13 protein-coding genes are annotated in these 14,290 nt (G+C 72.1%); 1 reads left to right on the top strand and 12 read right to left on the bottom strand.

Translation table 11 applies throughout. The annotated features are described in order from the left end of the window. Positions 1-9: 9 nt before the first annotated feature. The 5 genes from B446_RS34900 to B446_RS34880 form a co-directional block, all read right to left on the bottom strand. Positions 10-735 (bottom strand): peptidylprolyl isomerase, encoded by a 726-nt coding sequence (locus B446_RS34900; protein ID WP_043474410.1) that lies wholly within the window; start codon positions 733-735, stop codon positions 10-12. A 217-nt stretch (positions 736-952) separates the two neighbouring features. Next, on the bottom strand, positions 953-2,305 hold the full coding sequence (locus B446_RS34895; protein WP_020937427.1) for a PQQ-binding-like beta-propeller repeat protein: 1,353 nt from the start codon (positions 2,303-2,305) through the stop codon (positions 953-955). Further along, positions 2,302-2,868 carry a SigE family RNA polymerase sigma factor gene (locus B446_RS34890; RefSeq protein WP_020937428.1) on the bottom strand — a complete coding sequence of 189 codons (567 nt, stop codon included), beginning with the start codon at positions 2,866-2,868 and terminating at the stop codon, positions 2,302-2,304. Before B446_RS34890 ends, B446_RS34895 begins: the two co-directional genes overlap by 4 nt. 180 nt (positions 2,869-3,048) lie before the next feature. Then, positions 3,049-3,585 carry a hypothetical protein gene (locus B446_RS36295; protein WP_020937429.1) on the bottom strand — a complete coding sequence of 179 codons (537 nt, stop codon included), beginning with the start codon at positions 3,583-3,585 and terminating at the stop codon, positions 3,049-3,051. Between the two features lie 186 nt (positions 3,586-3,771). Further along, complete coding sequence (locus B446_RS34880; protein WP_020937430.1) at positions 3,772-4,452, bottom strand: DUF1345 domain-containing protein; 681 nt, start codon at positions 4,450-4,452, stop codon at positions 3,772-3,774. 518 nt (positions 4,453-4,970) lie between these two features. On the opposite strand from B446_RS34880, the gene B446_RS34875 reads away from it, so the two are divergent. Then, positions 4,971-5,303 (top strand): MerR family transcriptional regulator, encoded by a 333-nt coding sequence (locus B446_RS34875; RefSeq protein ID WP_020937431.1) that lies wholly within the window; start codon positions 4,971-4,973, stop codon positions 5,301-5,303. Positions 5,304-5,373: 70 nt separating this feature from the next. Here B446_RS34875 and B446_RS34870 read toward each other — a convergent pair whose 3' ends face one another. From B446_RS34870 to B446_RS34840, 7 genes are all read right to left on the bottom strand, one after another. Further along, entirely contained in the window at positions 5,374-6,978 is a 1,605-nt protein-coding gene (locus B446_RS34870; RefSeq protein WP_020937432.1) for a fused response regulator/phosphatase, read from the bottom strand. Further along, on the bottom strand, positions 6,975-8,954 hold the full coding sequence (locus tag B446_RS34865) for a hybrid sensor histidine kinase/response regulator (RefSeq protein WP_020937433.1): 1,980 nt from the start codon (positions 8,952-8,954) through the stop codon (positions 6,975-6,977). Before B446_RS34865 ends, B446_RS34870 begins: the two co-directional genes overlap by 4 nt. Continuing rightward, the gene (locus tag B446_RS34860; RefSeq protein ID WP_020937434.1) at positions 8,951-9,994 is read right to left on the bottom strand and encodes an anti-sigma regulatory factor; all 1,044 of its coding nucleotides are present in this window, start codon (positions 9,992-9,994) and stop codon (positions 8,951-8,953) included. Before B446_RS34860 ends, B446_RS34865 begins: the two co-directional genes overlap by 4 nt. Then, positions 9,982-10,401 (bottom strand): anti-sigma regulatory factor, encoded by a 420-nt coding sequence (locus B446_RS34855; RefSeq protein WP_020937435.1) that lies wholly within the window; start codon positions 10,399-10,401, stop codon positions 9,982-9,984. The genes B446_RS34860 and B446_RS34855 overlap by 13 nt, the downstream gene beginning before the upstream one ends. Then, on the bottom strand, positions 10,398-10,766 hold the full coding sequence (locus B446_RS34850; protein ID WP_020937436.1) for an STAS domain-containing protein: 369 nt from the start codon (positions 10,764-10,766) through the stop codon (positions 10,398-10,400). Before B446_RS34850 ends, B446_RS34855 begins: the two co-directional genes overlap by 4 nt. Further along, positions 10,763-11,614, bottom strand: a complete 852-nt coding sequence (locus tag B446_RS34845) for an STAS domain-containing protein (RefSeq protein WP_020937437.1) — start codon at positions 11,612-11,614, stop codon at positions 10,763-10,765. Before B446_RS34845 ends, B446_RS34850 begins: the two co-directional genes overlap by 4 nt. Before the next feature lie 323 nt (positions 11,615-11,937). Then, positions 11,938-14,109 (bottom strand): TerD family protein, encoded by a 2,172-nt coding sequence (locus tag B446_RS34840; protein ID WP_020937438.1) that lies wholly within the window; start codon positions 14,107-14,109, stop codon positions 11,938-11,940. Positions 14,110-14,290 lie beyond the last annotated feature (181 nt).

The following is a 14,290-nucleotide window of genomic DNA, read 5'->3' as shown; positions in this document are numbered from 1 at the left end:
CCCGCTTCGTCAAGGCCGGCAGGACGGGCGGACGTCGAGCAGCTCGGTGCGCAGTACGGGGGTGCCGTCGACGGGCGCCGGGTCCTGCGCAGTGGGTTCGACACCACCGGCGGCGATCTTGTCGAGCGTCTTCAGGCCGGCGGCGCCGACCGTGCCGAACACCGTGTAGTTCGGTCGCAGCGTGGAGTCGCCGTAGACGACGAAGAACTGCGAACCGTTCGTGTCCGGACCGGCGTTGGCCATCGCCAGCAAGCCGCGCCCGTAGACGCGACGGGCGCCGGTCGGATCGCTCGGGGCCGGCGGCAGGTCCACCGGCAGCTCGTCCTTGTACTTGTATCCCGGGCCGCCTTCGCCGGTGCCGGTCGGGTCGCCGCACTGCAGGACCTTCAGCGTCGGGTACGCCGTCAGCCGGTGGCACACCGTACGGTCGTAGAAGCGGTGCCGCGCCAGGTGCAGGAAACTCTGGACCGTGCACGGTGCCTGCGCCCGGTCCAGGCGCAGCGGGAGCGGGCCCTGGCTGGTGCGGACAGCCACGTCGACCGTGCCGCGACCGGGGGTGTGCCGTGGATCGTGCGGCAGGGGGACCGGCCGCGCCGCCGGTTCGTCCGGGGTCTGGGTGTACTGGCAGGGACCGTGCGTGGTGCGCGGCGGGGCGTCGGCGGCGGAGGCGGTGGTGCCGGCCCCGGACACGGCCAACGCTGCCGTCGCCAGTGCGGTCATGAGCGCTCGGTTCATCCTGCACACCCTCCAGAAGATCGTCAGATTTCGGAGCGGTCGCAGTCTAGGGTGCGGCCCGGCGGGCGAGAACCCGCACGCCGGCCATATCAAGCCATCGCGGCGTCGGCATGCGCCGGACGCGAGCGCGCCTCGCGGCGCGCTGGTCGGCTCCGTACCAGGACGGCGGGCCGGGGCGCATGTGCCGCCCCGGCCCGTCGTCGCTCGGCCGCTCGCGTCAGTGGCCGGTCGGTGGGAGGAGGGAGAAGATCCTGCTGCCGTTCCTGGCGATCAGCACGTCCTGGTAGAGCAGGAGTTGGGGCGTGTCCGACCGGCCGCCGGGTTGTGGTTCGCCGGTGTCGAGGTGGGTGTGCCAGACCTGCTTGCCGGTGCGCAGGTCGAGTCCGGACAGGTCGCCGGCCGGGCTGAAGAAGTACACGGTGGCCTGCCTCGTGGACACCACGGGGGTCGCGAGGGACGCCATGGTGTCCTTGCCGGGCATCGTGACGCCCACCGGGCCGGTCCACACGGTCTTCCCGCTGGTCAGCGAGTAGGCGGAGGCCTGGCCCTTCCAGGACACGGAGATCAGCCGGTCACCGGCGACGGCCCAGCTTGCGATGTGTCCCTTGGCCTGGTCGGGCAGTGACGTGCGCGCCCCGGATCCGCTGACGCTGGACAGCTGGAAGTCGTGGGCCGTCGTGCTGGTGGTCGAGGCCAGGACCATCCGGTCGTCCGAGGTCCCGAGCAGCTCCTGCCGGCCGCGCAGGGTGGTGACCTTGTGGGCCTGGCCGGTGGCGGGGTCGAGACGCAGGAGGTCGGTGTCGTGCACGTCCTCGCTGTCCTGGGTGCACAACAGGTAGGGCACACCGCTCAGTACGGCCCGCTGGCACACCTCGCCCTTGGCCCAGGTGTGGCGCCACTTCGTCTCGCCGGTCCGCGGGTCGAGGGCCGACATCGTGCGCAGGGACGGGGTGTTGGCCCAGAGCGCGCCGTCGATGAGCATGGCGGCCTGGCCGGTGCGGTCGTCCTGCGGCATCTTCACCGACCACAGCCGCCGGCCGGTGGCGGCATCGACGGCCATCACGTCGGTGCCGCCGGCGTAGTCCCCGTTGGGCTCGTGCTCGGCCGTGTGGTTGCGGTAGGCGTAGACGACGCCGTCGCGCACGGCGAAGGGGGGGTCCATGCCGTCGCCTCCGCCGTTGACCTTGACGCTCCACAGCCGCTCGCCGGTGTTGGCGTCCATCTTCACCACGTCGTACCTGGACCCGCTGCAGTACAGCGCGGAACCGTCCGCCAGGCAGCCCCGCTCGCCGGCTCCCGCCGCTCCGCTCTGCCACGGGTGCCAGCCCTGCGGCGACACGGCCGGCCGCGCCGGGCGGCCCTGTTCGCCCCCACCGCTCCCCCACGGTCCGAGCATCGCCCCCGCGGCGATCGCGGCGACGGCCACCGCGGCCCCCGCTACCTGTGAGAAGCGACGCCGGCCGCGCCGCCGTACCACCTGCTGCGCCAGGTCCGCCGGCGCCAGTACCGCGTCCAGGGCGACCGCGTGCAGCGTCTCGCGGACCTTGTCCTCCACCCGCTGTGTCGTCATCCCTGGATCTCCTTCGCCGTGTAACTGAGCGGTCGCAGCTGTTCCGCGGGCCCGTCGGGTTCCAGCTCCGGTACGAGCGCGCGGAGCTTGGCGAGCGAGCGGTGCGCCGTGCTGCGCACCGTGCCCACCGGGATGCCCAGGAGCGCCGCGACCTCGGCCTCGGGCAGGTCCTCGAAGTAGCGCAGGACGACCACGGCGCGCTGGCGCTTGGACAGGCGGCCGAGCGCCGCCCACAACGCGATCCGCAGCTCCGGCTCCGCTCCTGTGCCCGCCTGTCCGGCGCCCGCCTGTCCGCCGGACTCGGGCAGCACTCCCACCGTGGTCTCGGCGTGGTGTCTGCGCAGCCGCCAGCGGCTGACCTGCTGGCGGTACAGGATCTGGCGGACGTACGCCTCGGGCTGTTCGATGCGCGTCCAGCGCCCGTAGGCCTTCATCAGCGCGATCTGCAGCAGATCCTCCGCTGCGTGCCGGTCCCCGCCGGTGAGCAGCACCGCGAGTCGCAGCAGCGCGGTGGAGCGCATCGCTACGAACTCCCGGAATTCATCGTGGCTCGAGGCCTCCATCGACCCTCCCCTTCTTCACGCCCCCCACGACGCGGTGAGCCACGCGTGGCTATCCCTCCCCCGGCGAGATTGTGCGTTCCTACCAAACCGGGCCGCCCACCCGCCTCCGCGTGCCCCGCACGAAGCAGGCCGGTGCCCCGCGGAGACTGTCTCCGCGGGGCGCCGGCCTGCTGTCAGTGATCAGCCCTGGGTCCCGCCCTGCGTGTTGCCATTACCGGCGCCCTGGGTCCCGCCCTGGGTGTTGCCGTTACCGGCACCCTGGGTTCCGCCCTGCGTGTTGCCGTTGCCCGCACCCTGGGTGCCACCCTGGGTGTTGCCGTTGCCCGCACCCTGGGTCCCGCCCTGGGTGTTGCCGTTGCCCGCACCCTGCGTGCCACCCTGCGTGTTGCCATTACCGGCGCCCTGGGTCCCGCCCTGGGTGTTGCCGTTGCCCGCGCCCTGCGTGCCGCCCTGGGTGTTGCCGCCCTTGGGCATGGCGGCGTTCTTCGCCGGGCCGTTCTTGCTGGCGTTGCTGCTGTTGGTGTTCTTGCTGTTGCTGTTCTTGCCGTGGTGCTGCTGCTGATGCTGCTGGTGGTGGCTGCCGGCGTGGGAGGCGCTGTGGTGGTTCGTCATGGGCGCGGCCTCCGCACTGGCGACACCGAGGGTTCCGGCGGCTATAGCGGCGATGCAGGAGATGCCGGCGATACGGGCGGCCAGGTGACGACGGGCGTTCAGCATGAGAGATCCTCTGAATTCTTGATCCGGGGGGGGGACGAGGGCCGGTCGGCCTTTCGTGTATTCATTTCAGCCCGCCAGAGCACTCCCGTACGTCCCCCGACCGGCCCACCGACCGGCTGACCCGCACCTCCACCACCGGACGACACCGGACGACGGGCCCCGCTCTCGGACGCGCCGCTTCACGCGTCAGGCGAGGACGTTGACGGCTCGGGCGATGACGAGTCCGAGGATGAGCAGGGAGACGACGGACTGGACCGCCATGACGATCTTGGCCCACGGGGACAGTGGCATGACGTCGGTGGGGCTGAAGGCGGTGGCGTTGGTGAAGCCGAGGTAGAGGTAGTCGATGTAGCGGGGGCGCCAGTGGGTGGCGTTCAGCTCGGGGCTGAGGTGCTGGGGAAAGGCGAGAGCGGGGGTGGGCGGCGCGTGGTGGGCCCGGGCGGCGGGCCCGCCGCTGTCGAGTTCGAAGTACAGCAGGGAGAACGCCAGGACGGTGGAGGCCCACACGCTGCCGCCGGCCTGCAGGAGGGCGTCGGCGGAGTTGGTCTCGTCGCCGCCGTGCACGAGGTCGTCGGTCAGCCGGAGGGTCGACCAGATGGCGCCGCACGCCAGCACGCCGACCAGGGCGATCGACACCCCGCGCAGGGCGTTCGAGCGGCGGCTGATGCGGCCGGGGTCGCCGGCGATCAGTGCCACCAGGAGCAGCCCTTCGACGACGGGGAGCGCCCAGCGGGGCCCCAGGCGCAGGTCGTCGGGCAGCAGCAGGGTCAGCACCGCGGCGGCGATGACGGCTGCGGCCATCGGCCAGCGGGCCTCGCCGTAGGGCACCTGCCGGGGCTCGTGCCGACTCTCGTCGCGGGGGTCCATCGCCTCATTGTGTGAAGGGGCTGCCGTGTCGGCGCCGTGTGACACGCGGAGCGGTGGACCCGCATCGTCGTTGCTGGATGTGCGGTGCTTGCACGCCATATGAACGGCGGAGGCTCCCGCCCCGCGGTCAGGGCAGAAAATCTGTCGCGGCCGTAGTAGACATTGACCGTCCGAGGAGTTAGCGTTTCTGTCGTACTCAGGAAGTCGAAGTGGGCACGGCAGACATGAACTGCCTGCGAGATGTCAGCAGTACTACCGAGTAGCCGAGGACAAGGAGCAAGACGCCATCAGGATCGCCCGGGCGCCGGAGACAGTCCGCCCGGGTACCGCAAGGCCCCGGATTGGAAGGTGGTCCCCGGTCACGCAGTCACGATCCCCGCAGTCCCGCCCTCCCGGGCGGAACACGCGGACAGAGAAAGCCGGCACGGTTGGCCGGTAGATGGTGTTGAAAGCTCGGGGCCCGGTGCGCCAGTACGGCACACCGGGCCCCCCGACGTGCCCCCAGGAAGAAGAGGTCTATGCCCCCTCGCAGTACCCGCCTCGTCGACAGTCTCGATGACGACGACTATCCCGCCTACACCATGGGCCGGGCCGCCGAGATGCTCGGCACCACCCCCGCCTTCCTCCGCGCCCTGGGCGAACACCGTCTGATCACCCCCTTGCGCTCCGAGGGCGGCCACCGCCGCTACTCCCGCTATCAGTTGCGCGTGGCCGCCCGCGCCCGCGAACTCGTCGACCAGGGCACCCCCATAGAGGCCGCCTGCCGCATCGTCATCCTCGAGGACCAGCTCGAAGAAGCCCAGCGCATCAACGAGGAACTGCGGACCCAGGGCGGCCAGCCGCCGCCGTAGGCGGCAGACAGGGCGCCGCGGGGTCTGGGGCACCTCGACCTCGGCGGCCGCCACCTGGGGCCGGACCGTGTCAGCGTGGGTGGGGTGTGTTCACGCGGACCGCCATCAGGGCCACGTCGTCGCTGCCGTCGGGCAGGAGGCGGTCGAGGAGTTTGGTGCAGGTCTCCTCGGGGTCCGGGCCGATCTCGCCGACCAGTGCGGCGAGGGTGTGCAGGGAGTGTTCGAGGTCTTCGTGGCGGCGTTCGACCAGTCCGTCGGTGACGAGGACGAGGAGGGATCCGGGTTCGACGGTGACCCGGTGGGCGGGCGGGTGGGGCAGGCCGAGGCCGAGGAGGGGGCCGTGTTCGCGGACGTAGCGGGTGGTGCCGTCGGGGTCGCGGATCAGGGGCGGCAGGTGTCCGGCGTTCGCGATGTGCAGGGTGTCGGAGTCCGCCTCGATCAGGATGACGCAGAGGGTGACGCTGGCGCCCGGTCTCACCGAGGCCAGCAGGTGGTCGAGGTGGGCCAGGATGGCCCGCGGCGGGTGCCCTTCGGTGGCGTAGGCGCGCAGTGCGTGGCGGACCTGGCCCATCACCATGGCCGCGTCCAGTGAGTGGCCGGCGACGTCGCCGACGGCCACGACGAGTCCGGCGGGGGTGGTGACGGCCTCGTAGAAGTCGCCGCCTATCTCGGTGCGTTCGCTGGCGGGCAGGTAGCGCACGGCGAGGTCGGCGCGGGCCGTCTCGGGCAGGGTTTCGGGCAGGAAGCTGCGCTGGAGGGTGAGGGCGAGGGCGTGTTCCTCGCTGTAGCTGCGCAGCGCTTCCAGGGCCAGGGCGCTGGCCTGGGTGAGCTGGGTGAGCAGGCGGCCGTCGTCGGCGGTGGTGACGGCGTCCGCGGAGGTGACGACGACGACGGGTTGGCGGTCGGCCTTGGCGCGGCCGACGACGACCCGGCGCTGTGCGGGGTCCGTGAGGCGGGGTGGCGCGCAGGGCAGGTCGGGGCCGGCCGGGTGGGCGGGGCGCGCGCCGGCGGCGGGCCGGGCCGGGGCGTTGTGGACCTGGGGGCGGCCGGGGCTCTGGGGGGTGTGCGGGTCTGCCCAGGTGTGGGCGACCAGGGGGGTGCCCTGGGGTGTGGTCAGGAACACCGCGACGTCGCTGCGGAAGATGGCTCCCGCGGCCTCGGCGGTCACGCGGATCAGCGTGCGGGCGTCGGGGGCACTGTACAGGGCGAGGGTGAAGCGGTTGAGCAGGTGGAGGCGTTCGGTGAGGAGTTCGGCGCGGCGGCGGGCCCGGCCGTAGCGGAGGGTGGCGGTGACCGTGGCGAGGAGTTCGGCGGGGGCGACGGGTTCGACGAGGTAGACGTCGGCTCCGCGGTAGAGGCCGTGGGCGCGGTCGTCGACGGTGATGGCGGACGCGGAGATGTTGATGACGGGGATGGCCGCGGTGGTGGGGGTGTTCTTGATGTGTTCGCACACCTCGAAGCCGCTCATGTCGGGCAGGCGGACGTCGACGATGGCGAGTTCGGGCAGGGGGCCGGGGCCGGCGAGGATCTCGAGCGCGCGGGTGCCGTCCTCGGCCTCGGTGACCTGGTGTCCGGCGCGGCGCAGGATGGTGGCCAGGACGTAGCGGTTGGTGGGGGTGTCGTCCACCACGAGGATGTGGGCGGGGCTGGGGTCGCTGTCGGTGCGCTGGGTCATCGGGGTTCCTCGGCCCTGGGGTGCGGCGGGGTGGGCGGGGGCGTGGGGGCTGCCGGGGGTGGCGGGGTGGGGTGTGGGGTGAGGACGGCGGCGAGGTCGGGGGCGGTGAGACGGGTCTTGCTGAGCACGGCCCGTACGCCCGGCAGGCGGGCGTGGTCCACCTGCCCGGCTTCCAGGGCGGTCAGGACGACGACGGGGATGTGCTCGGTGCGCGGGTCGGCGGCCAGCGTGCGGTGGACGGTGTAGCCGTCGGTGGTGGGCATGGTGAGGTCGAGCAGGACGAGGTCGGGTTGTTCGTGTGCGACGGTGGCGGCGGCCCGGGTGCTGTCCGAGAGGGTGGTGACGGAGGCGGCGAGTCCGTCCAGCAGGGGCGGAAGGGTGGCGAGGAAGGCCGCGTCGTCGTCGATGACGACCACGTGTGCGGTCGGTCCCGGTCCGGTGGCGGGGCGGGGCGCGGGGCCGGTGGGTGTGCCGCCGGCCTGGGCGTGGGGGCCGGCGGGGGGTGGTCCGGCGGGCGCCTCGGGGGCCTGGGGGTCGGTGGGAGGGGGGCCGGCCTGTGTGTCGGGGGCGGGGACCTCGGGTGCGGGGGTGTTCTGGGGTGCGGGGGTGGTGAGGCGGGCGGGGATGTCGAGGGTGACGGTCGTGCCGTGGCCGGTCTCGCTGTGCAGGGTCAGGGTGCCGCCGAGGAGTTCGGTGAGGCGGCGGGCGTAGGGCAGTCCGAGTCCGGTGCCGGCCCGGCCGCGCTGGTGGGGGCCCTGGACCTGGTAGAACTCCTCGAAGACGCGGTCCAGTTCGTTCGCGGGGATGCCGATGCCACTGTCGCGGACGCGGAAGACGAAGCGCGGGTCGTCGCCGGTCTGGTCCTGCTCGGTGACGTCGAGGCTCACGTGGCCGTCGGCGGTGAACTTCAGGGCGTTGGACAGGACGTTGCGCAGGATCCGGGTCAGCATGACCTCGTCGGTGACGAGGGGCTGCTGCTGGACGTGGTCGGGGATGGCGAGTTCGACCCGGGGGTGGGCGGTGCCGCGCAGGGTTCCGCGGAGCTGGTGCAGCAGCGGGCGCAGGTCGACGTCGGTGGGGTGGGGTTCCAGGTGGCCGGACTCGGCCTTGGCGACGTCGAGGAGTTCGTCGACGAGTGCCAGCAGGGTGCTGCCGGAGGCCTGGACGAGCGCCACCTGCTGGCGCTGCTCGTCGCTCAGCGGGTCGGCCGAGGCGTCCAGCAGCAGCCGGGCCAGGGCGATGATGGAGTTGACCGGTGAGCGCAGTTCGTGGCTGACGTTGGCCCAGAAGCGGTTCTTGTACTCGTTGGCGAGTTCGAGCTGGCGGGACTTGTCCTCGAGTTCGGCGTAGAGGGCGACCACTCCGGTGTTGGTGGCCTGCAGTTCGCCCGCGAGTTCGGAGTACAGGGCCATGACGCCCGCGTTGGTCTCCTCCAGTTCCGCGTTCAGGCGCTGGAGTTCGTCCTGCTGGCGCTGGGACTCCTCCAGGGCGGCCAGGAGCTGGCCGTTCTGGGTGCGCAGTGCCTCGATCAGGTCGGCCGCGGTGCTGCCGTCGGCGAGGGTGGCGCGGACGTCGGCGGCCAGGTCGCCGAGGGAGGCCGGCGGGGTCTCGGTGCGCTGAGCGAGGACGAGTTCGTGATGGCCGTCCTCGTGCGGGCCGGTCAGACGGGAGTCGTCGAGCAGACGGCCGGCGGCGGTGAGCAGGGGGGTGGGGGGCCGGCTGTCGCCGGGCCAGCGGATGCGCACCGTCACCATGACCGTGTCCGTCTCCTCCAGGCGCAGGTGTGCGCTGAGTCCGGGTGCGCCGAGCAGGTGTTCGCCGGCCTCGCTGACGACGGTGGTCAGCCGGACCAGGGGGCTGCCGGTCAGGCCCGCGGCCCGGCACACCGTCTGGGTGCAGCGGCGCAGTGTGATCACGTCGCCCGGCTTGCGCAGGGCGATCGTGAGGACGTCGTGCGCGGATCGTGCCGGGGTCATGAGGGCCGGTGCAGGGCCACGACGATCCCGGCGTCGTCCCGGCGGACCGCGGTCTGGTTCAGCAGCTGCCCGGCGACCAGGGAGGCGTCCTGGGTGAACAGGCCGGGGAAGTCGTGCGGTTTCCACCGGTCGCTGAGGCCGTCGGAGTGCATGATCAGGGCGGTGCCGGGCGGGAACGGCATCGTGTGGGTGCGTGCGCGGGGCAGATGGGCGCCGGCGATGCCGGGGGTGGACAGCAGTCCGTTGCGACGGTCGCCGTGCGCGAGCAGGGCGGTGATGTTGCCGACGCCGCTGAGGTGGACGCGCTGGTCGGCTAGGTCGATCAGGGCGATCGCGGCCGCCGCTCCGCGGCTTTTGCGCAGTGCTTCGTGCACGTCGCGCAGGACGGCTTCGGGGTTGATGTGCCGGCTCGCGCGGAAGGCGGCTCTGGCCTGGTCCGCGGCCCGGGCGGCGAGGGGGCCGTGCCCGAGGCCGTCGCACATCAGCAGCAGCAGCGCCGGCGAGGGGCAGTCGAGGGCGCGGACGGCCCAGGTGTCGCCGCACAGCTGCTCGCCGGTGATGGGGCGGGTCAGGCCGCCGGTGGCGACGGGCTCGGGTTCGGGTGGGGGGCCGTCCGTCCAGAACCGCGCGCAGACCACGGTGCCGCGGCCGGGCAGGGAGTGGATGCCGCTGACGTCGGCGAGCCGCTCGATGGCGCCCATCCCGATGCCGAGGCTGCCGTAGGCGGAGGTGCCGTCGCGCAGCGCGCGCTGCACGTCGTCGATGCCGGGGCCGTTGTCGAGCGAGAGGCACTCGACGCCGGCGCGGCCGCGGGTGCGCACCACGCGCAGGGCGAGGGAGCCGTCGTGGGCGTGCTTGAGGAGGTTGGTGGCCATCTCCGTCACGCACAGCTCGACGCGGGAGACGCGTTCGTCGGGCAGGCCGACGGCGCGGGCCAGCTGTCCGGCCTGGCGGCGTGCGGCGGCGGCCAGGGCGATGTCCGCGCGCAGCCAGTGGACATCGCCGGCCTCGGCGACGAGGCCTGTGTTCACCGGCCCCACTTCACAATGCGCACCGTGGTGCCTTTCTCGCTGGATGCGATGTCGAACTCGTCGACGAGGCGTTTGGCGCCGCTGAGGCCGAGGCCGAGGCCGTTGCCGGACGTCCAGCCGTCCTGCATCGCCATCTCGATGTCCGGTATGCCGGGTCCCTGGTCGCGGAACTCGACGTAGACGCCGGGGCGGCCGCCCTCGGTGACGAGGGCGGCGCGGACCACGCCTCCGCCGCCGTAGATGAGCATGTTGCGGCCCAGTTCGCTGGCCGCCGTGACCAGTTTGGTCTGGTGGACCAGGGAGAGTCCGCCGCGCTGGGCGAGGGTGCGGACCGCCTGGCGTGCGTTGACGACGTCGCTGCTGTGGTGGACCGTGACGCTCTCGGCGGTGTCGGCGAACGGGCCGTAGTCCTTCATGCGCGGCCTGCGTTGAGGCGCCGTAGCAGTTTCAGCCCGCGTTCGAGGTTGAGGGCGGTGCGGACGCCGTTGAGGGACAGTCCCAGTTCGACGAGGGTCATGGCGACCGCGGGCCGCATGCCGACGACGATCGTCTCGGCGCCGAGCATGCGCGAGATGGAGGCGTTGGTGGCGAGCATGCGCCCGACGAAGGAGTCGACGATCTCCAGCGCCGAGATGTCGATGACGACGCCCTTGGCGCCGGTGTCGACGATGCGGTGGGACAGGTCCTCCTGGAGGTCGAGCACCGTCTGGTCCTCCAGGTCGAACTGGATGGAGACCAGGAGGATCTCGCCGATCTTGAGGACGGGGACGCGGTCGGTCACAGCAGACCCCGCACGTCGTCCTCGGTGTCCCGGGCGATCTCCTTGAGCGCCTGGCGCAGCGCGTCGGCGAGGGAGGAGTTGGTGGGGATGTCACCGAACTCGATGCCGAGGGCCACGATGGTCTGGGCGATCTGCGGGCGGATGCCGGAGATGATGCACTGGGCGCCCATCATGCGGGCGGCGACCACGGTCTTCAGCAGGTGCTGGGCGACCTGGGTGTCGACGGTGGGCACACCGGTGATGTCGATGATGGCGTGCGTGGAGTCGCTCTCGACGAGGGTCTGCAGCAGCTTCTCCATGACGACCTGGGTGCGGGCCGAGTCGAGGGTGCCCACCAGGGGGACGCCGACGACGCCGTCCCACAGCTTGACGACGGGCGTGGACAGCTCCAGCAGCTGCTCGGCCTGGGAGGAGATGATCTCCTCGCGGGTGCGGATGTAGGCCTCGGTGGTGAGCAGGCCGAGTTCGTCCAGCAGCCGGGCGAACTGGAGGTAGGTGCGGGCGCCGTGTTCGTCGGTGGCCAGGGCGGGCTCCAGCACCTCCTTGAGGGCGAAGACGCTGCGGGCCGTCTCGGTGGGGGTGAAGCCCTGCCGGGCCCGGCTGCGGGAGAGTTCGATGAGCAGGCTGCGGGTCTCGCCGAACTGCTCGGCCCGGCTGTTCAGGCCGCCTTCGGTGAGGGCCTTGAGGACGGCGTCGTACAGCTCGCCCAGTTCCCGTCCGAGCTCGGCGATGCTGAGCCTGCCCTGCAGGTCGTCGCCGACGACCCTGGTCCACTGGGTCAGGAACGTGTCCCGCTGGGTGGCCAGTGTCTCGATCAGAGGATGGGAATTGCTGCTGTCAGTGGCCACGTGGTCCTCGTCAAACAGGTGAGTGAATATGCCACGGAGACCATACGCCAGTCGTACTACCCAACGGTCACTTCCTGCACCAGAGCACCACTTCCCCCATTGATGCGACACATGCCTGCCGGTTTCGGGCGGCGGCCCCGGCTCCGGCCCCGGGGTGAGCGCCCGGCCGCCGGGGCACCGGCACACACGAAAACCGGGAGGCATCCCTTGCGGGGTGCCTCCCGGTCGAAGCGGGCGGCGAGGAAAGCGAAGGAACTCGTTTCTTTACAGGAAGTGGAGAAGGAAGCCCCTTCATGGCCTCGCCGTGCGGCTCACGCTAGCAGTCAGGCGGGGATCACGTCGCGCAGGTTTCCGCAGGTGATGACCCGCGAGTCCGGGTGCAGCCCCTCGGGCCGCTCCAGGCCGATGTACGTCACGGGCCCCTCCGGGACCGTCTCGCCGTCCCACAGGTCCACGCTCGTGGTGTCCCCGGCCATCAGGCCGGCCAGGTAGCCCACGGTGAGCTGCTCGCGTTCCACGAGGGCGCGCACCACCTTCGACACGGACACCTGGTTCTCCTCGACCCTATTGGCCGAGGAGATGCCCCTCAGGTACAGGTGCAGCCACTTCGCGCGCCACCGGCCCTTCTCGGTGCGCTGGAATACCAGCGGCAGCGCCACCCGGCCCGTCCCGCGCAGCTCCGACTTCATCCGCACCGTGCGCGGCTCGAACGGCCGGCCCTTCTGTGCGCCGTCGCGCAGCATGTAGCCGAAGAACGACTCCTCGACCTCCTCGAAGCCCTCGCCGGCGTAGATGTTGACCTGCGGGACGATGAAGGTGCCGCGCACGCGGTCCAGGGACAGGTCGATGAACTCCGAGGCGCCCTCGGGTGCTTCGGTGATATCCCCGGAATGCCGGCCGCCGACGGCGGTCAGGGAGGTGTAGGAGAGCCAGGAGTCGGTGCTGTAGTCGGCGTGCAGGAGCAGCGCCGACAGGTCGTAGTCGGTGCGCTCCTCACTCTCCTTCCAGTACACGAAGAAGCGCAGGCGTTCGCCGTCGACCGCGCAGACCGAACCGCGCGGCAGGACGCCGAGTCCGGGCGCGGTGGCCCGGCCGCTGAGCGGAAGCGCGACGTCGAGGACGTCGGGGTCGAGCAGCAGCCGGTCCGGCGTGGGGAGGCGGCGGCGTATCTCGGTGTCGAGGGCGGTGATCAGGCGGTCGCGGTCGGCGGCCGGCAGCGGCGCGCGGGCGTCGGGGCTGACCCAGGCGCGGCCCCGAAGGTTGACGAAGATGCGGGGCTCGCCGCTCTCGCGTGCCCGGTTGTGCAGGTGCTCGCGCACCGAGAGCAGGACCCGGCCGGAGACGTCGGGAGCACTGCGCACGGCGGCGGCGACCACCGCGTCGCGCTCCTCCTGGCCGGCGGCGCTGCGCAGCAGGAGGTCCAGGGCGCGGAACAGCTTGCCGGGGGCGGAGGTCAGCAGCTTCGCCGCGCCGCGGATGTCCGCCTCGTCGAGCAGCTTCTCCAGCCGGCTGTCGAAGGAGGGGGCCCGCTGTTCGCCGCGCGCGACCGCGAAGACGTCGGCGGCGTGCGGCCAGCGCGGGTACTCGTGCGGGTGCAGGCGCTCGCCGAGCCGCTTGAACGGCTCGCGGTGGGTGTGCACGTCGGCGAGCTTGGCGGGGTTCGCCGCGACGACGGCGTCGAGCCCCGCGAGCAGCGCGCGGCGCACCGGCCGGCCCAGCGCCGTGAACCGGGTCGGCTCCTTGAGTGTCACGTCGCCGCCCGACAGTGCGCAGGCCAGCCGCAGCACGTCGGTGACGGTGTCGAGGAGGAGGCCGGCGCCGGCGCCGAGCCGGGCCTCGTTGACGACCGCCCGGTTCTCCCGGACCGGGATCGCCTGCGGCTGGGGGCCCGTCGCGCACCGCCCGGCGAGCGTCCTGAGGTCGCGCAGGTCGTCCTCGCCCAGCGGGGTCGTGCTGCCGGCCAGGGCCAGGTACAGGTCGGTGAGTTCGTCGTCCAGGTCGCGGCCCAGGTGCAGGACGGTGATCCGGTCGCCCGCGGAGGCGACCAGTTCGTCCTGTGCCGCGCGCATGTCCTCGTAGGTGTGCTGGTAGCGGCCGTAGGCGGGGAGGCTGAGCAGGTCCAGCACCCCGCGGCCCAGCCGGGTGAGCACGTTCTCGCGGGCCTGTTCGTCGCCGAGCGCCTGCGCCAGGCAGCGCATCCAGAACTCTTCGGTGTCCGGCACGTTCGCCGGGAAGTCGATGAAGTACACGTTGTGCCGGACGTGGTCGCCCACCATCTCGCGCACGGTGGCCAGCGTCTGCCGGGCGGTGTCCACGACCGCGGCCTCGGACAGCCCCGACAGCCGCTCCAGCAGTTCCGCCGAAAGCTTGAAGCCCACGGACGTCAGCGCCGCGTCGAACTGCCGCGCGGCGACGGCCCCTTCCCCGGTCGGGCTCTGGGGAGAGGGGAGGCGGTGGGTGTGCCGGATGACCAGCGATGCGAGACGGTGCGCCATCCGGGGATGATCGCAGAGGTGTGCGGAGCGGCGCACAGGGGTTTCTCACCCGCGCCGACGCGGTGCCCGGGCACGGCCGGGGCCGGTGCCCGGGGTCCGTGCCGGGGCAAGGGGCTACTTCTGCCGGTAGTTCTGCATGGTCTCCCTCCGAAGGCCCGTGATCCACTCTCCGGTGACCGGG

It is taken from the genome of Streptomyces collinus Tu 365 (assembly GCF_000444875.1).
Taxonomy (GTDB): domain Bacteria; phylum Actinomycetota; class Actinomycetes; order Streptomycetales; family Streptomycetaceae; genus Streptomyces; species Streptomyces collinus_A.
Note: the sequence above shows the minus strand (reverse complement) of the source record. Positions and strands in the feature narration are given on the sequence as shown.